Source organism: Phreatobacter cathodiphilus (assembly GCF_003008515.1).
GTDB lineage: Bacteria > Pseudomonadota > Alphaproteobacteria > Rhizobiales > Phreatobacteraceae > Phreatobacter > Phreatobacter cathodiphilus.
Genome location: NZ_CP027668.1, coordinates 2,568,018 through 2,583,083, shown reverse-complemented (window position 1 = coordinate 2,583,083; position 15,066 = coordinate 2,568,018). Strand labels below are relative to the sequence as shown.

At 71.9% G+C, this 15,066-nt stretch carries 9 protein-coding genes; 5 read left to right on the top strand and 4 right to left on the bottom strand.

Going from position 1 to position 15,066, the window contains the following annotated elements; genetic code table 11:
• Nucleotides 1-153: 153 nt before the first annotated feature.
• Nucleotides 154-798, top strand: coding sequence for a cupin domain-containing protein (locus tag C6569_RS12575; RefSeq protein WP_245898089.1), 645 nt, complete (start codon nt 154-156; stop codon nt 796-798).
• Between the two features lie 8 nt (nt 799-806).
• On the opposite strand, the gene C6569_RS12570 is transcribed toward C6569_RS12575, so the two are convergent.
• Together C6569_RS12570 and C6569_RS12565 are read right to left on the bottom strand one after the other, a co-directional pair.
• Nucleotides 807-4,292 carry an AAA family ATPase gene (locus C6569_RS12570; RefSeq protein ID WP_106749174.1) on the bottom strand — a complete coding sequence of 1,162 codons (3,486 nt, stop codon included), beginning with the start codon at nt 4,290-4,292 and terminating at the stop codon, nt 807-809.
• Nucleotides 4,292-5,560 (bottom strand): metallophosphoesterase family protein, encoded by a 1,269-nt coding sequence (locus C6569_RS12565; RefSeq protein WP_106749173.1) that lies wholly within the window; start codon nt 5,558-5,560, stop codon nt 4,292-4,294. The genes C6569_RS12570 and C6569_RS12565 overlap by 1 nt, the downstream gene beginning before the upstream one ends.
• A gap of 290 nt (nt 5,561-5,850) precedes the next feature.
• Here C6569_RS12565 and C6569_RS12560 point away from each other — a divergent pair, with 290 nt between their 5' ends.
• On the top strand, nt 5,851-7,014 hold the full coding sequence (locus C6569_RS12560) for an efflux RND transporter periplasmic adaptor subunit (RefSeq protein ID WP_181313738.1): 1,164 nt from the start codon (nt 5,851-5,853) through the stop codon (nt 7,012-7,014).
• Nucleotides 7,011-10,079, top strand: a complete 3,069-nt coding sequence (locus tag C6569_RS12555; RefSeq protein WP_106749172.1) for an efflux RND transporter permease subunit — start codon at nt 7,011-7,013, stop codon at nt 10,077-10,079. The genes C6569_RS12560 and C6569_RS12555 overlap by 4 nt, the downstream gene beginning before the upstream one ends.
• A 6-nt stretch (nt 10,080-10,085) precedes the next feature.
• Here the strand turns inward: C6569_RS12555 and C6569_RS12550 are convergent, their stop codons facing one another.
• Complete coding sequence (locus C6569_RS12550; RefSeq protein WP_106749171.1) at nt 10,086-10,709, bottom strand: MSMEG_1061 family FMN-dependent PPOX-type flavoprotein; 624 nt, start codon at nt 10,707-10,709, stop codon at nt 10,086-10,088.
• A gap of 171 nt (nt 10,710-10,880) precedes the next feature.
• Here C6569_RS12550 and C6569_RS12545 point away from each other — a divergent pair, with 171 nt between their 5' ends.
• Nucleotides 10,881-11,663 (top strand): SDR family NAD(P)-dependent oxidoreductase, encoded by a 783-nt coding sequence (locus C6569_RS12545; RefSeq protein WP_106749170.1) that lies wholly within the window; start codon nt 10,881-10,883, stop codon nt 11,661-11,663.
• Between the two features lie 182 nt (nt 11,664-11,845).
• Nucleotides 11,846-13,735: an SLC13 family permease gene (locus C6569_RS12540; RefSeq protein WP_106749169.1), complete on the top strand. Its 1,890-nt coding sequence runs from the start codon at nt 11,846-11,848 to the stop codon at nt 13,733-13,735.
• 13 nt (nt 13,736-13,748) lie between these two features.
• Here C6569_RS12540 and C6569_RS12535 read toward each other — a convergent pair whose 3' ends face one another.
• On the bottom strand, nt 13,749-15,029 hold the full coding sequence (locus tag C6569_RS12535) for a flavin-dependent oxidoreductase (RefSeq protein ID WP_106751023.1): 1,281 nt from the start codon (nt 15,027-15,029) through the stop codon (nt 13,749-13,751).
• Between the last annotated feature and the right edge of the window lie 37 nt (nt 15,030-15,066).

Below are 15,066 nucleotides of genomic sequence, written 5' to 3'. Positions count from 1 at the left end.
TTGAATTGTCGCGACCAAACTTCAACACTGCTAAACAGAGCTGTCAATGGCACGGGGCGGGCCTCACGCCTGTCAGGGAAGAGGATCACCCCTGCATTTGCGCGTGGCAGGATGGGCTCCCTGCCATCCGGGCAAATGGGAGAAGGATGTCGCATGAGCGGTCGCAGCAGCGCAGGGCGGGCAGGGGCGGCGCCTGAGGACATGGCTGTCGCGGAGCCCCCCGCAGCGACGATTGCCGACGACGGCGACCAGCGCCTCGGCGAGACCATCCGCCTGATGCGCCAGCGCGCCGGCCTGTCGATCCAGGAGGTGGCGAAGCGGACGGGCCTGTCGACCGGCATGATCAGCCAGGTGGAGCGGGCGCTGGCGACGCCGTCCGTCCGCACGCTCAGGCTGCTCAGCATCGCCCTCGGCGTGCCGATCTCGTATTTCTTCGAGGACCACGAGCCGGTTTCGCCGGCCCGCTACATCGTGCGCAAGAACGACCGCCGGCTGCTCAGGCTCACCGCCAGCGGCGTGGTCAAGGAGGCGCTGACGCCGGCCGAGACCGGCGAGATCGAGTTCTACGAGCTGACCCTCAATCCCGGCGGATCCTCGGGCACCGACTTCGTGCGCCACACGGGCGAGAAGGCGGGTTACGTGCTGGCGGGCAAGCTGCGGCTGTGGCTCGACCACGAGGCCCATGTGCTGGAGCCCGGCGACAGCTTCCGTTTTCCGTCCACCGTGCCCCACATGTTCGACAATCCCTCCCAGCAGGTCGCCCGCGTCATCTGGGTGACGACGCTCGGTCCGCGCTGATCCGGCCCTCAGGGCGCGAGGTCGTGGATGCGCACGCCCGGCACGACGCGGGCGGCGATGTCGCAGAGATGGCGGTGGTGGGTGAAGTAGATCACCTGGCCGATGGCGCCCATCCGCCCGAACAGGCGGAACGCCTCTTCCGACCGCATCTCGTCGAAGGTCTCCATGATGTCGTCGGCGATGAAGGGAACCGGGGGGCGGACCGCCGCGAACTCCTCGTAACCGGCCAGCCTGAGGGCGAGATAGAGCTGGAAGCGCGTGCCCTTGGAGAGGTCCTGCGCCGCCTTCGAGCCGCCGTCGCGGGAGAGGGCGATCAGCACCTCGCGGTCCTTGTCGGCCCGCGTCGTCAGGCCGAGATAGGCCTCGCGGGTGATGAGGCGGAAGGCTTCGGAGGCGCGTTGCATCATCGAGCTGCGGTGCCTGTCGCGATAGGCGGTGAGCGCCTGGTCGACCAGCATCCGTCCGGCGCGCAGGCGCAGGAAGCGCAGCGCCAGGTCCTCGATCTCCAGGATCACCACCCGCCGCTCCGCCTCGATGCGGGCCACGGCATCGTCGCCGCCGATGGCCTGGAGCCGCTCGGCGGCGAGGCTCTTCGCGGCATAGAGGTCGCGCGCCTGTGCCTCGGTCCGGTCGAGGGTCGCCTCGATCTCCGCCGCTTCCGTCGCGAGCGCTTCGGCGTCGAGACGATCCAGCCTCTCCAGCGCCTCCTCGATCCCGGAGGCGCGCATCTCGCCGGCGATACGGTCGGCGAGATCCTTGGCCCGGCCGGCGAGGGCGTCGCGGCGCGCGCAGGTCTGCAGGCAGGTGCCGACCGCCACGAGATCGTCGACGCCGAAGAAGGTGAGGCGGGCGTCCCGCTCGGCCTCGTGCGCCCAGACCTCCGCCTGCAGGGCCTGGCGTTCCTCCCTGAGCCCGGCGAGCTTGCCGTGCATCTCCCGCCGCATCGTCTCTTCGATGCGCGCCTGCTCGTGGCGCCGCATCAGCATCTCCGCCGCGGCGAGCGCCGCCGGCTCCTCGAAGGGTTCGCCCAGCGCCTGGTGGATCAGCCCCAGTTCGGTGACGAAGCTGCGGCAATCCTCCTCCATGGCGGCGATGCGGTGGGCGATGTCGTCGCGCGCCTTCAGGGCGGCGGGCAGGCCGCCGGCAAGGTCGAGGATGGCGCGGACGGCTCCGGTGCTGCCGCCGCGGTCCGCGAACCAGGTCGCGGCGAGAGCCGCCTCCCAGGCGTCGGCCCAGGTCTGCATGGCGGCACGCGCCGCCTCGGCGCGGCGGGTGCGCGTGTCGAGGTCGCGCTGCCGGTCCCGCATGGCGTCGGCGGCGGCTTCGGCCTGTCGCGCCCGCTCGGCATTCGCCTTCAGCGCCGCCTCGGCGGCCTGGACGAGGGCGGGGAGGGGAAATGCTCCCGGCGTCAGGCCGATGGCTGACAGAGCCTGGGAGAGGCCGCGTCGTGCCGTGTCCTGCTCGGCGCGCGCCGCGGCGAGGCGCGTCTCCGCCTCCTGCAGGCGGTCGTGAGCCTCCAGCGCGGCACCGCGGCGGGCGGCCCAGCGTTCCGCGGCGTCGAGCCAGGCGGCGAGCGGCGCATCCTCGGGGAGCGCCTCCGGCACGGGGTGGCGGGCGCGGACCGTGCGGCGGAGGGCCGCCAGCGCCCCGTCCGCCGCCGCGAGGGCCTCGGTCTCGCGGTCGAGAGCGGCTTGCCGTGTCGAGACGGTGACGGCGTGGGTCCGCATCTCGGCGAGCCGGTCGGCATGGGCGGCGCGGGCGTCGGCGACGGCGTCGGCGGCCCGCATGGCGGCCTCGAAGGCCGCCGCCGTCTGGCGCCCGAGATCGCCGAGATGGGCGGCCCAGGCCGTTTCCCGCTCCGCCCTGAGCGCCATGGCGGCGGCGTCGTCGACGAGGCCGGCGGCGCTGCGCAGAGCGTCGCGCGCGGCGGCGGCCTGATCGCGCTCGGCGGTGAGGGACTGGGCCTGCCGGCGGCAGCGCGCCGCTTCCGCCTCGAGCTCCGCGGCCGAACGCCGCCAGGCGGCGATCTCCGCCGGCTCCGGCATGGCGAGGGCCGCCAGGACGGCGGGTTCGCCGGTCCAGGGCCGGAGGGTGGTCAGGGCGGCCTCCAACGCGCGGCGGTCCTTGTCGGCCTCCCGCTCGAGCATAGCCTCGCGCGCTGCGAGGTCGCCCTGCCGCAGCGGCGCGAGCGCAGTCTCCAGAGCGGCCACCGCTTCAGGTGCCAGGGCGGTTCCGGCCTGGACGAGGCGGCGATGCTCGTCCTCCGCGCGCAGCAGCGCCTCGCGGGCGTCGTCGACCTCGCGCGCGGCGCTCGCCAGCCCGGCGGCGACGCCGGACTGTTGCTCGATCAGGTCGCGGAGCTGGCCCATCAGCGCCGCCGGCAGGGCGAGAGCCGCCGGGTCGGCCTCGCCCGGCCGGCCGAGGGCGGCGGCGGTGGCGGCGAGTTCGCGGTCGGCCTCGGCGAGGGCGCGCCGGCGCTTCGGCAGGTCCTCGGCGGCGGTGCGATAGCGGGCCGTCGCCTCGGCGAGGCGCGCCAGCCGGTCGCCGAGGGGATGCAGCGCCGCCTCGGGCTGCGGCCTGTCCAGCTCCTCGGCGAGGGCGGCGATCTGGGCGTCGAGCCCGCGCGCGCGGGCGGAGAGCTCGGCCTCGCGCGCGCGGAGCGCGGGCATGTCCGCGGACCAGTGCGCGGGCGGGCGCGGCAGGCCGGCGAGCGGCTCGAGTTCGACGAGGAGGCGGTCCCGCTCCGCGCGCAGGGGCAGCGCGCGGAGAATGCGCGCGAGTTCGTCCGCGCGGGCGCGCGCGATCCCGAGGTCCCGCGCCGCGGCGGCATAGGCCTCGTCCGCGCGCGCGAGGGCCTCCGCCAGACGGGCATGTTCGGAGGCCTGGACGTCGATCTCGTCGCGGCTCGCCTTTAGTTCGGTGAGCCGGCGCTTGAGGGCGGCGATGCGCGTCGTGCTCGCCCGCTTGCGGAAGATGCCGTCGGCCTCGGCGCTCACCGCGTCGAGCTTGCGCGAGAGGTCGGCGAGGCCGCTGCTGGCGGAGAACAGCAGCTCGCCGATGTCGCCCTGGCTGTCGAGGATCGCCTCGCCGCCGAGCTCCAGCGTCTCGTCGTCGAGCGAGAACATCATCCGGTAGCCGTCGCGGGTGAGGCCGCCGAGCGGGGCGGCGAGCAGCGCCGGCGGCAGCGGTTCGCCGCGGAGGTCGCGCAGGGAGTTGCTGCGCTGCTTGATGCGCCGCACCTCGTGGACGGCGCCGTCGACGTCTAGCACCGCCCCCACCTCCATCGAGGCATATGGATGCAGGAAGGCGTAGCGGCTCTGCTCCTGGATGCCGAAGAGCACGTCGAGATAGCCGTTGAGCGAGGTGGACTTGCCGGCCTCGTTCGGGCCGTAGACGATGTGGAGATCGGGGCCTTCCGCGGGCTTAGGGCCGAAGTCGATCGCCCGGTCGGTGAAGCGGCCGTAGCGGACGAGGTCGAGGCGCTGCAGCCGCATCACCGCTCTCCGCCGGCGTCGGCCTCGAGCCGCGCCAGCACGTCCTCGCCGGCCTCCCCGATGAGCGTCTCGACGAAGGCCTCGAACTCCTCCTCCGAATTGCCGGTGAAGCCGCGGGCATCGCCCGGCAGGTCGTCGCGCAGGTCGCGGACGAGGTCGCGCACCGCCTCGCGCAGGCCGTGCCGGCCGAGGGCACCGCCGCGCAGGAGGTCCGCGAGTTCGCGCACGGGATCGGCGGATCCGGGCTCTGCCGCCTGTTCCGGCGCCGCGACGGCGAGTTCGATCCTGTCGATCCAGGTCCGCCCAGCCGTCTCGACGCGCTGCTCGATCTCGGCGGTGAGCAGGTCACGGTCGCGCCGCAGCCGCCAGGCGAGCGGCGTCGCGCCGGAGAGCATCAGCCGCCCGACGAGATGGGGCGCCTCGGTGCGGTCGCGCTCACGGCCGATCGCCAGTTCGACGGCGTCGACGGCCTCGCGCCAGGTGGCGATGCCGCCGAGATCGACGGGAATGCGCTCGAACTGGGCGATGCTCGTCGGCCATTCCTCCACCGTGATGCTGCGGTCGTCGCCGATGGTGACGAGGGAGACGGATTTGGGGCCGGATTCGTTGATGTCGCGTCCCTGCGGCATGCCGGGCATCACGACGGCGCGCGCGCCGGCATGCTGGGCGCGTGCATGGACGTGGCCGAGCGCCCAGTAGTCGAAGCCGGATTCGTGCAGGTCCTTCACGGCGCAGGGCGCATAGGCGTCGTGGCCGGGCGCGCCGGCGAGGCTGGTGTGCATGATGGCGACGTTCACCGCATCCGCCACCGGGGCGCGGAATTTCGGCACCAGGCTCTCGGGCGCATGGGGCCGGGCGAAGCTGATGCCGTGGACGGCGATGTCGATCCCCTTGCCGGTGATCTCGACCGTCTCGCCGCGTCCGCCGAAAACCTTCACGCCCGGCGGCAGGATCAGCTCCTGGGTTATCTTGGACAGCGCGTCGTGGTTGCCGCGCACCTTGAAGACGGCGATGCCCGCCTGGTCGAGCCGAGCGAGCTGGGTGGCGAGGAAACGCGCCGTCTTCATCGAGGTCTGGTCGCCGTCGTAGAGGTCGCCGGCGATCACCAGGGCATCCACCTTCTGGTCGAGGCAGAGGTCGACGATGGCGACCAGCGCCTGCCGGGTCGAATCGCCGACGAGCGCGGCGAGCGCCGGATTGCGCAGCGCCAGCGATCGCAGGGGCGAATCCAGGTGGATGTCCGCTGTGTGGACGAAGCGGAATGGCAAGGCGGTGTCCTCGGGAGCCGTCGCGGAATCGGCCGCCGACCTTGCCCGTTCGCGGCTCCGGGCTCAACCGGCGGCTGCGACACCGCCTGCCGCCGCTGCCCCTGCGGCGCAATGTCGCCCATCCGCGTCACCCGGGGAACACATCCCACCATCATCTGTTGGAGAGGGTCGGCATGCCCTCCGCCGGGTGCCCGACGCCTCCTGCCCGCCGCCGGCCCCGAGGCCGTCGCCGGCGCGACCCCTTCCCGCCCGACGCGGTCGCGCAGCAGCGTCTCCCCCGAGAGGACTTCATGACCGTATCGACCGTGCGGCGTTCCGCCCTCGTCCTGTTCTTCCTCGTCCTGGCCGCCGCCAGCGTCTGGTGGATGCAGCCCGCCTTCCTCGGCCTGCCCGGCGGTGCGGCGGAGACGGCGCGGCCCGCCCGCCCGGCCGGGCAGGCCCTGCCGGTGGAGGTGGCGCGGGCGGCGCGCGAGCGCGTCGCCGACCAGGTTGACGCCATCGGCACGCTGGCGGCCAACGAGCAGGTCAACATCGCCCCGGAGGTCGCCGGGCGCATCGTCGCCTTCCATTTCCGCGAGGGTCAGCGGGTGGAGGCGGGCGCGAAGCTGGTCGAGCTCGACGCCACCATCGCCAATGCCGAACTCCGTCAGGCGGAAGCCAATCTCTCGCTGGCTCAGGACGTCTTCGACCGCAGCCAGACCCTGGTGCAGCGCGGCGCCGGCACGCAGGTCGCCCTCGAACAGGCGACGGCGCAGCTCGCGGTGGCGCGCGCCAACGTGGCGGCCGCGGAGTCGAAGCTCCGGCAGCTCACCCTCACGGCGCCCTTCTCGGGCGTCGTCGGCCTGCGCAGCATCAGCGTCGGCAACATCGTGCCGGCGGGACAGGCGATCACCACCCTGACGCAGCTCGATCCGATCAAGCTCGATTTCTCGATCCCGGAACTGTTCATCGGCGCGGCGACGGCCGGCCAGACCGTGGACGTGCGGGTCGACGCCTTTCCCGACCAGCGCTATCGCGGCGAGGTCTATGCCATCGATCCGGTGATCGACGCGGCCGGGCGGGCGCTGCGGCTGCGCGCCACCATCGCCAATGCCGACGGGGCGCTGCGGCCGGGCCTCTTCGCCCGGGTCTCGCTCACCACCGCCGTGCGCGAGGATGCGGTCGTCATTCCCGAGGCCGCCCTCGTCGCCTCGGCGTCGGGGCGCGATCTCGCCGTCTACGTGGTTCGCGACGGCCGCGCCGTGATGACGACCGTCACGGCCGGACGCCGTTTCGACGGCAAGGTGGAGGTCACCCGGGGCGTCGCGGCGGGCGACATGGTCGTCATCGCCGGCCAGATCCGCCTGCGCGACGGCGCGGCGGTGAACGTCATCGATGCGCCGCGACCGCCGGCCGCGGAGCCCCCCGCCTCCGCGGGTCCCACCGCCTCGGTCCGCCCGGAGCGGCGGCCATGAACCCCTTCGCCGTCTTCGTCCAGCGTCCGGTCTTCTCCACCGTCCTGAGCATCCTCGTCGTGCTGATCGGCGCGGTCTCCTATTCGCGCCTCGCCGTGCGCCAGTTCCCCAACATCGACGAGCCTATCGTCTCGGTCCGCACCACCTATCAGGGGGCGAGCGCCGAGATCATGGAGACGCAGGTGACGCAGGTGCTGGAGGATTCCATCGCCGGCATCGAGGGCATCGAGATCATCACCTCGGCGAGCCGCCAGCAGACCAGCAACATCTCCGTGCGCTTCCGGCCCGAGATCAATCCGGACGTCGCGGCCTCGGACGTCCGGGACCGGGTGTCGCGGGTGCGCGGGCGCCTGCCCGACGAGATCGAAGAGCCGATCATCGCCAAGGTGGAGGCCGACGCCCAGCCGGTCATCTACCTGTCGCTGACAGGGCAGGGGCTGAGTGCGCTGGAACTGACCGATTTCGCCAGCCGCTTCATCGTCGACCGGTTGCAGACGGTCACCGGCGTCTCCGAGGTGCGCATCCTCGGCCAGCGCACCTTTGCCATGCGGATCTGGATCGACCGGGCGCGGCTCGCCTCCTACCAGCTCACGGTGCAGGAGGTGGAGGCGGCGCTGCGGGCGCAGAACGTCGAGATCCCGGCCGGCCTGATCGAGAGCCGGTCGCGGGAGTTCACGGTGCTCACCCAGACGGGCCTGACGACGCCGCAGCAGTTCCGCGCCATCGTGCTGCGCGAGCAGAACGGCGCCGTGGTGCGTCTCGGCGACGTGGCGAAGGTGGAGATCGGCCCGCGCGACCAGCGCACCTCGGCCTGGTTCGGCGGCGTCCCCTCGGTGACCCTCGGCATCGTCAAGCAGGCCACCGCCAATCCGCTGGACGTCTCTGCCGGCGTGACGCGGGCGCTGCCGGCCATTTCCGACGATCTGCCGCCGGCCATGCGCCTCGCCGTGTCCTTCGATTCCTCCGTCTTCATCGCCCGCTCGATCAGCGCCGTCTACGTCACCATCGCCGAGGCGGTGGTGCTGGTCGTGCTCATCATCCTCCTCTTCCTGCGCTCGTTCCGCGCGACGCTGATCCCGCTCGTCACCATCCCGATCTCGCTGATCGGCGCCTTCGCGCTGATGCTCGTCTTCGGCTTCTCGGTGAACACGCTGACGCTTCTGTCGCTGGTGCTCGCCATCGGCATGGTGGTGGACGATGCCATCGTCGTGCTGGAGAACATCTACCGCCATATCGAGGAGGGCATGGCGCCTGTCGCCGCCGCCATGCGCGGCATCCGCGAGATCGCCTTCGCCGTCGTCGCAATGACGCTGACGCTGGTCGCGGTCTATGCGCCCATGGCCTTCGCCACGGGCCGCATCGGCAAGCTCTTCGTCGAGTTCGCGCTGACGCTGGCGGGCGCCGTCGTCGTCTCCGGCTTCGTCGCCCTGACGCTCACCCCGATGATGTGCGCCAAGCTGCTGCGCCGCCAGGAGAGCCACGGGCGCATCTACATGATCCTCGAGCGCGGCTTCGTCGCCATGACCTCCGGCTATCGCCGGTCGCTCCAGGCGGCGCTCTCCGCCCGCTGGCTGGTGATCCTCATCGCGCTGGGATCGGCGGGCATAGGCGCCTGGTCGTTCACGCTGCTGCGCTCGGAGCTTTCCCCCGTCGAGGACCAGGGCTCGATCCGCGCCCAGGGCACGGCGCCGGAGGGCGCGACGTTGAGCTTCACCGCCGAGCAGGCGCGGCGCATCGAGCCGGTGCTCGCCGCCATCCCCGAGGTCCAGGCCTATTTCTCCATCGTCGGCTTTCCCGACGTGACCCGCGCCATCGTCATCGCGCGGCTGAAGCCGTGGGAGGAGCGCAGCCGTTCGCAGCAGGAGATCGTCACCGAGATCAACCGCGAGCTGGCGAAGATTCCGGGCGTTCGCATGTTCGCGGCCAATCCGCCGGCGCTCGGCGGCGGCCGGCAGGGCAGCCCGGTGGAGTTCGTCATCCGCACCTCGGAACCCTATGCGAAGTTGAAGGAGTATTCCGACCGGCTGCTGGAGGCGGCGTCGGCCTCGCCGGCGCTGGCCAATCTCGACACCGACCTGATCCTCAACAAGCCGCAGATCCGCGTCGACATCGACCGCCAGCGGGTCGCCGACCTCGGCCTGTCCATCGAGGTGATCGGGCGGACGCTGGAATCGCTGCTCGGCGGCCGGCAGGTGACCCGCTTCACCCAGAACGGCGAGCAGTACGACGTGATGGTGCAGGTGGCGGACGCCGAGAGGGCGACGCCGGACGTGCTCAGCGCCATCTACGTTCGCTCGGCGCGCGGCGAGATGGTGCAGCTCTCCAGCGTGGTGACGGCGACCGAGACCATCGCCCCGCGCGAGCTCAACCGCTTCAACCAGTTGCGCGCCGCGACCATCACGGCGACGCCGGCGCCCGGCTATACGCTCGGTGACGCGCTGACTGCGCTCGAGACGGCGGCGCGTGAGGTGCTGCCGCCGACCGTTCAGATCGACTACGGCGGCCAGAGCCGCGAGTTCCGCCAGTCCGGGGCCAGCATCGTTCTGGTCTTCCTGCTGGCGCTCGGCTTCATCTATCTGGTGCTCGCCGCCCAGTTCGAGAGCTTCGTCGACCCCTTCGTCATCATGGTCTCGGTGCCGCTGTCGATCACCGGAGCGCTGGCGACCCTGTCGCTGACCGGCGGCTCGCTCAACATCTACAGCCAGATCGGTCTGATCACGCTGATCGGTCTCATCACCAAGCACGGCATCCTGATCGTCGAATTCGCCAACCAGTTGCGCGAGGAGGGCCGCGAGAAGGGCGAGGCCCTGGTGGAGGCGGCGATCCTCAGGCTCCGCCCCATCCTGATGACGACGGGCGCCATGGTGCTGGGCGCGGTGCCGCTGGCGCTCGCCTCCGGGGCCGGGGCGGAGAGCCGGTCGCAGATCGGCTGGGTCATCGTCGGCGGCATGACCTTCGGCACGCTGCTGACCCTCTACGTGGTGCCGGTCGCCTACAGCCTCCTGTCGCGCGCGCATACGCCCGCCGAGCCGGCGGCGGAAGGCGCCGCACAGCCGGCGGAATAGCGGGGCTCAGTAGAGGTTGGTCGTGTAGGCCGCCTCGAGCCGGGTGTTGGCGGCCTCGGCGTCGACGCCCTGGATCTGGTCGGCGAGGATGGTGCCGAGCAACGGGAAGTCCTGGCGGCTGACGCGCTTGTCGGGGTTCCACAGGTCGGCGCGCAGCAGCGAGCGGCCGCAGTGGAAATAGACCTGCTCGACGTCGATGCGCAGGGCCGAACTCGGCACGATCCGGCCCTTGATCGCCATGGCCTGGAGGAGCGCGGGGTCGGTGACGATGCTGGCCTTGCCGTTGACGCGCAGCGTCTCGCTCAGTCCCGGAACGAAGAACAGCAGCCCGACATCGGGGCGCGCCAGGACGTTCTGCAGCGTGTCGAGGATGTTGTTGCCGCGGCGGTCGGGCAGCAGCAGGGTCTTCTCGTCCAGCACCGTGACGAAGCCGGGCCCGTCGCCACGGGGCGAGCAGTCGGTTCCCGTGGCGCTGGTGCTGGCGATGGTGAGGAAGGGCGAGAGGGCGATGAAGCGCCGGCCATGGTCGTCGAGCCGGTCGAGAATCTTCTTCATCGTCATGTCAGCGGGCTGGTCATAGACCTGACGCAGCTCGTCCGTGCCGGTGATCGCGGTCTTCGCCTCGTTCATCTGCTCATCTCCCTCGCCTGTCCTGGCCCTGCCCGCATAGCATCGCAGCCGCCGCCGCGGCAGGGGCACCGGCGGGCGGCAGGCCGTCGCGCTCGGACGGATGGCCGGGGCGACGCGGGCCGGGGCTTCGTGCTAGGCCTCGCACGCAGCACGAGGACGGGACCAGCAGCCATGGCGAAGGAACAGCAGCGCGTCGCACTCGTCACCGGCGCCGCCCAGGGCATCGGCCTCGCCGCAGCGTCCCGCTTCCTCGCCGACGGCTGGTCGGTTGCCATGCTCGACGTCAACGGCACCGTGCTGGCCCAGGCGGCGGCCGGCCTCGGCGCGCCGGAGCGGATCCTCGCCGTGACCGCGGACGTGTCGAAGCCCGCCGACGCCGAACGCGCCCTCGCCGCCGTGAAGGAGCGGTTCGGGCGGCTCGACGCCCTCGTCAACAATGCCGGCATCGCCCATTTCGGGCCGCTGATGGAGACCTCGCTCGAGGCCTGGAGCGAGGTCATGGCGGTCAACCTCACCGGTCCCTTCCTGATGACCAAGGCGGCGGTGCCGCTGATGCGCGAGACCGGCGGCGCCATCGTCAATATCACCTCGATCTCCTCGCTGCGCGCCTCGACGCTACGCGTCGCCTACGGCACGTCCAAGGCCGGGCTCGGCCATCTGACGAAGCAGATGGCGGTGGAACTCGCCAGCTACGGCATCCGCGTCAACGCGGTGGCGCCGGGCCCGGTCGACACGGCCATGGCGAAGAAGGTTCATTCGCCGGAGATCCGCGCCGACTACCACGACGCCATTCCGCTCAACCGCTACGGCCTGCCGGAGGAGCTGGCGGACGCCATCGTCTATCTCTGCGGCCCCGGCGCGAGCTACGTCACCGGCCAGACCCTGGCGGTGGACGGCGGCTTCGACGCCGCCGGCATCGGACTGCCGACGCTCCGGCGCAGCCAGAACGGCTGAAGCGCGGCGGGAACCTTCGGCCTCCCCGGACATTGTGAAACCTCGGGCACCCTGCCGCATCGAGGGGGCGGACGGGCCTGTGGGACGCGGCGCACGGCCCCCGGCCTCCCGGGGGCGCGGGGCGACAGCCAGCCGCCGTCCCAACCAGGGTCCTCCTCCGCCTGCATGAAAGGGCCGCGCCGGTGAGCCGCGACCAGATCGTCATCCTCGTCATTCTCGCGATCGCCATCGGCATGTTCCTGTGGGGGCGGGTGCGCCACGACATGGTGGCGCTGGGGGCGCTGCTGGCCTGCGTCGCGGCCGGGCTGGTGCCGGGCGATCAGGCCTTCGCCGGCTTCGGCCACCCCGCCGTGATCACCGTCGCCGGCGTGCTGGTGCTGAGCAGCGCGCTGCAATCCACCGGCGCGATCGACGTGCTGGCGCGGCGGGTCCTGCCGCAATCGGCGAGCCCGGCGGTGATGATCGGTGCGGTCAGCGCCTTCGCGGCACTGCTGTCCAGCTTCATGAACAATGTCGGCGCGCTGGCGCTGATGATGCCCTTCGCGCTGCAGGTCGCCGCGCGGCTGTCGCTGCCGCCGGGCAGAATCCTGATGCCGCTCGCCTTCGGCTCCATCCTCGGGGGCATGACGACGCTGATCGGAACGCCGCCGAACCTCATCGTCTCCGGCTTCCGGCAGCAGGGCGGCGGCGCCAGCTTCGCCATGTTCGACTTCACGCCCGTCGGGCTCTCGGTGGCCCTCGCCGGCATCGCCTTCATCGTCCTCGGCGGGTGGCGGCTCGTGCCGGCACGCCAGCGGGCCGGCGCCGACAGCTTCGAGACCGGTGCCTACCTCACCGAGGCGCGGGTGACCGAGGGGTCGAAGGCGGCGGGCATGACGCTCCGCGAGGTCGAGAACGCCCTCGCCGAGGCCGACGCGCAGATTCTCGGCCTCGTCCGCAACGAGCGCCGCATTCCCGCTCCCCATCCCTATCGCGAGGTGCGCACCGGCGACGTGCTGGTCATCGAGGCCGAGCCCCAGGCGCTCACCAACGCCCTCACCAGCCTCGGGCTGGCGCTGGAGGAGGCGGTGGCGCCGCCGCCCCTGGAGGAGACGCAGAAGGCATCTCTCGCCGCGGCGACCGCCGAGGAGGCGGTGGCGGAGCCGCAGGTGGCGAAGCGCTCGGCCGATGCCGACGCGATCGCCTCCGAGCCGCCCACGCGCCTGCAGTCGGAAGAGGTGGCGCTGATGGAGCTCGCAGTCCGGCCGCGTGCCGAGATCACCGGGCGCTCGGCCAGTTCCATCCGCCTGCGCACCCGCTTCGGCATCAATCTGCTGGCGGTGTCGCGCCAGGGCAAGCCGTCGCGCGCCCGGCTGCGCACCATGACCATCGCCGAAGGCGACGTTCTGCTGGTGCAGGGGCCGCCCGAGGTGATCCTCGAATTCGCCAACCGGTTCGGCTGCGTGCCGCTGGCCGAGCGCGCCCTGCGCATCCCCCAGCCGCGCCAGGCCTTCATCGCCTCCCTCGTCATGGCCGCGGCGGTCGGCATCGCCGCTTTCGGCCTCATGCCGGCGGCGGTCGCCTTCGCCGGCGGGCTGCTGGGGGTGGCGGTGACCGGCGTCGTGCCGGTGCGGCGCATCTACGACGCCATCGACTGGTCGGTGATCGTGCTCCTCGCCGCGCTGATCCCGGTGGCGGGGGCCCTGGCGACCACGGGCACGGCCGACGTGATCGCCCAGAGCGTGGTTGGGACGCTCGCCGGCGACAGTCCGCTCATCGCCCTCGCGGTGATCCTCATCGTCACCATGACCCTGTCCGACTTCATGAACAACGCCGCCACGGCCGCGGTCATGTGCCCGGTCGCCATCGGCACGGCGTCGCAGATGGGGGCGCAGGCCGACCCCTTCCTGATCGCCGTGGCGGTGGGCGCCTCCTGCGCCTTCCTCACCCCCATCGGCCACCAGAACAACACGCTGATCCTCGGGCCGGGCGGTTTCCGCTTCGGCGACTACTGGCGCCTCGGCCTGCCGCTGGAGATCGTCGTGCTGGTCGTGGCGATCCCGACCATCGCCTTCTTCTGGCCGCTGCGCTGAGCGCTTAAGCCCGTCAGGCCGCGACCCGCGCTCCCGAGGCGATGGTGGGGGGTGCAGCGTTGAGCTGCTCGACGGCGAAGCCCGCGGCGGCCTTGTAGCCGGCCATGAAGGCCGTGCGCTCGGCGGCGGGAACGACGGCGTCGATGTCGTCGAAGGTGCCGCCGCAGCGCTCGTCGACGAGGTTGAGCAGGCCGAAGGGGCCGGCGCCGCGGTTGCGCAGCACCACCTGCGAGATGGGACCGCAGAGCTTCTCGTCATAGGCGGCGAGCGCCTCGGCGTTGACGCCGTGGGCAACCATGGAGGCGCCGAGGACCCGGGCGTCGACGATGGCCTGGCTCGCCCCGTTCGACCCCGTCGGATACATGGCGTGGGCGGCGTCGCCGAGCAGCACCACCGGCCCGTCCCGCCAGGTCGGCACGGGATCGCGGTCGATCATCGGGTTCTCGTAGACCTTGTCGGCGCCGCGGATGAGGGCTGGGACGTCGAGCCAGTCCCAGCGCCAGTCGGCGAAGTGGTGGGCGAAATCGTCGATGCCGACCTCGCGGAACCAGCCGCGCTGCTTCCAGCCCTCGGAATTGTCGACCACCACCTCGGCGATCCAGTTGATGGTGGCGAGGCCGTCGGCGTCGGGCGGCGAGATGGGATAGATCACCACCCGATGGCGATGGGTGCCGAGACCGATGAAGGAGGCGCCGGTGCGGATCGGCCGGCCGCGGCTGGTGCCGCGCCACATCAGCGCGCCTCCCCAGTGGATCGGCGGCTGGTCGGGATGCATCTGCGCGCGGACGGCGGAGTGGATGCCGTCGGCGCCGACGAGCAGCGTCCCGTGCTCCTCCGAGCGGCTGCCGTCCGCCGCCTCGACGAAGGCGGTGACGCCGCCGTCCTGCTTGCGGTAGCCCTTGACCTGCCGGCCGAGCCTGACGGCCCCGGGGCCGAGGCGCTCCACCACCTTGTCGTGGAGCAGCATGTGCAGGAGGCCGCGATGGACGGCGTATTGCGGCCATTTGTAGCCGGCGAGCAGGCCGCGCGGCTCGGCATAGATGTCGTTGCCGTTGAGGCCGACCAGCGCCCATTCCTTCGCCGGCAGGCCGACCCGGTCGAGATCGGCCTCGCCGATGCCGAGGTCGCCGAGCTCGCGCACGGCATTGGGCTGCAGGTTGATGCCGACCCCCAGGGGGCGCATCTCGCGTGCCGCCTCGAAGACGGTGCAGGGCACGCCGATCTGGTGCAGGGTCAGCGCGGTGACGAGGCCGCCGATGCCGCCGCCGGCGATGATGACGGTATGGTCGGTCATGACAGCTCGGCTCGCCAGGACGAAGGGACTGTCGGCG

Excerpts from the sequence above, each read along its gene's own strand:
- C6569_RS12535 (WP_106751023.1), bottom strand. The coding sequence starts at position 15,029 with ATGACCGACCATACCGTCATCATCGCCGGCGGCGGCATCGGCGGCCTC.
- C6569_RS12560 (WP_181313738.1), top strand. The coding sequence starts at position 5,851 with ATGACCGTATCGACCGTGCGGCGTTCCGCCCTCGTCCTGTTCTTCCTC.
- C6569_RS12575 (WP_245898089.1), top strand. The coding sequence starts at position 154 with ATGAGCGGTCGCAGCAGCGCAGGGCGGGCAGGGGCGGCGCCTGAGGAC.
- C6569_RS12555 (WP_106749172.1), top strand. The coding sequence starts at position 7,011 with ATGAACCCCTTCGCCGTCTTCGTCCAGCGTCCGGTCTTCTCCACCGTC.
- C6569_RS12545 (WP_106749170.1), top strand. The coding sequence starts at position 10,881 with ATGGCGAAGGAACAGCAGCGCGTCGCACTCGTCACCGGCGCCGCCCAG.
- C6569_RS12550 (WP_106749171.1), bottom strand. The coding sequence starts at position 10,709 with ATGAACGAGGCGAAGACCGCGATCACCGGCACGGACGAGCTGCGTCAG.
- C6569_RS12570 (WP_106749174.1), bottom strand. The coding sequence starts at position 4,292 with ATGCGGCTGCAGCGCCTCGACCTCGTCCGCTACGGCCGCTTCACCGAC.